This is a genomic window from Rhodococcus sp. BS-15, assembly GCF_000813105.1.
Taxonomy (GTDB): domain Bacteria; phylum Actinomycetota; class Actinomycetes; order Mycobacteriales; family Mycobacteriaceae; genus Rhodococcoides.
This window is the reverse complement of the sequence record NZ_BAOX01000479.1, coordinates 1-2,261: the sequence shown is the minus strand read 5'-3', so window position 1 is coordinate 2,261 and position 2,261 is coordinate 1. Positions and strand designations below refer to the sequence as shown.

The 2,261-nt window shown below is 65.7% G+C and carries 1 protein-coding gene and 1 pseudogene; one reads left to right on the top strand and one right to left on the bottom strand.

All coding sequences use genetic code 11. The annotated features are described in order from the left end of the window. On the bottom strand, positions 1 to 1,658 hold a 1,658-nt coding region (locus tag RHBS_RS27090), incomplete at its 3' end, for an exodeoxyribonuclease V subunit gamma (RefSeq protein WP_145977642.1). A gap of 261 nt (positions 1,659 to 1,919) precedes the next feature. Here RHBS_RS27090 and RHBS_RS27085 point away from each other — a divergent pair. Further along, positions 1,920 to 2,261 (top strand): annotated as a pseudogene (locus RHBS_RS27085) (hypothetical protein); the annotation flags it as partial.

The window sequence follows — 2,261 nt, the reverse complement described above, 5'->3', positions numbered from 1 at the left end:
GGACCGGCTCGCCTCGGTGCTCCGAGCACTGGCCGGTCCACGAGTTCGGCGAAGCGGCCGGCGAGGGTGATGTCGTTGCTGTCCACATCGTCGAGAGGTAGTGCGAGGTCGAGGTATTCGTTTCGCGTCTCGTCCGCGGCCACTCCCAGCAGGATGCGATCGAGTGCCGATTTGAAGGTGTTCTGCCGAAAACCGTTCAAGCCATACGCTTCTCGTTGACGAACTGTCAATCCCCAGCGAGCACCCGAGCTCGTCACCCACTCGCGCAGGCGCTCGAGATCGTCGTCGGTGAACGAGAACTTCTCCCGCACCGGACCGCTCGCGGCGAAGTCCAACAGCTCGCTCGCCGTCACCCGGCCCTCCGAGAAGTCGAGCACCGTGGCGATGACGTCGAGGACTGGGTTTGTGCGGCGCAGGCCCCGATCGGCCAGGCGCACACGCAACCGGTGTCCAGGATGCACCAGCGCCGCCTGCCCGAAGTTCGCGCGGATGAGCGGCGCATAGGTCTCGACATCCGGGCACATCACCAGCACGTCCCGTGGTTCGAGCGTCGGGTCGTCGGTGAACAGATGCAACAACGACTCACGCAACACTTCGACTTGCCGAGCCGGACCGTGACAGGCGTGAATCTGCACAGATCCGTCCACCAACGTTGTGCCGTCGTCGAACTCGGGAGATGGAGGCGAATCGGCGGTGATGTCCGCTTGAATTCGACCGAGCAGGGTCTTCGCTGTTTCCGGGCCCTCGTGATGCACGGTGTGCGTCGCCACCGACGCGGTCGTGGCCTGGAGTTCTCGCACGTCTCGCGAGAGGCCGGCCAGCAGGGGGTGCTCGACGGCCAGAGCCGTCGTGTCGTCTCGGCGGCGCGTCACCGCAGGAATCTCGGCAAGGGTGCGCCACATCGACGGGCTGGGATGCGGAACCCAGATGTGCACGTCGCGCGCCTGCGAGAGCGCACTCAATATCTCGAGCTGATCGGTTGCCAGCCGGGTCGGACCGAATACCGACAAGCGGCTCGGTAGGTCCACCGACTCCGGTGCGTCCCGAAGCCGTGCGCAGGTCTGCGGTAGTCGTTCGGCTGGGCTCGGGCTGCCGATCCGCTCGCGCATCGCGGCCCACACTCGCGGTTGCCACAGCAGGTCCTCGTCGAGATCGCCGCCGAGTCCGTCGGTGAAACGACCGTCGAACCAGTCGCGCAGCATCTGGGGACGTTGAGATCCGTAGGTGCGAAACAGTTCTGCCACGTGCGATGCCGTCGACCAGCGGCGTCCCGCCCGGTGATCCTCGGAACCTGCACCGAGGTGCTTGAACAGCACGGCCGCCCAGGTCTCGGTGCGGCACTCGTCGATCACATCCAGCGCGGTCCAGAGAACCCGGCCCGGAGCCCAGGGGTCGTCGTCGGGGTCGATGTCGTCGACCGCTGCAATGGCGCGCGATACCAACCGTGTCGGGCTCGGGAATTCGATGTTCGCGGCGATGCCGTCGCCGTCCGAACCGCCCAGAGTGCTCGACAGTCGCTGCGTGAGCCACCGCTCGACGCCCTTCGCCGGGACCGACACGATCTCGGGTACGAACGGATCGTCCAACGGTACGGACAGGATGTCGGCGAGTGCAGCCGCGAGTGTTCCGGCGCGTTCGGCGCGGTGGAGCGTCAACACCGTTGCGATCCCCTGCCTGCTCGTATCGATGCCCGATTTCGGGCTCGTGACGACCCTACTCGAGCCTCCGACAGATTCTGCGGGATGAACAGGGCCGTTGGCATTCTGCTATGGGATGTAACGACGAACCCGGTCGGTGCGACATGGTGAATGGAAATGCGACCGACCGGTTCGAATAGAACGAGACGGTTGCTTCCGGTCTCGCGGGTGACATCTCGGTCGCGACATCGACACCTCTCGTGAACCGAACGGACTCTCGACATGACCAGCGCCTACCCGCCACCCTTTCAGCGCCCGGCATCCGAGCCACAGACGCCTCGCCGCCCCCTGTTCGGGAAGATATTCGCTTGGGTCGCAATTGTTTTCGGTGCACTTTTTCTGATCGGGGCAATCGCCTCGTTCGAGTTCGGTGCGGTGCTCGTCGGCGCGTTGCTGGTCGGGGCCGGAGTCATGTACCTGCGCTCGTCGCCCGCGCGGGGTCGCAAGGTCTGGGCGGTACCTGCCATCGCCGTCCTCCCCGCATTGTTCGTGATGGGGCTGACCACCACCACCGAACCCGAGACCCCGACCGCCATCGCGCCGGTCGCGGCCGTGCCCGCGTTG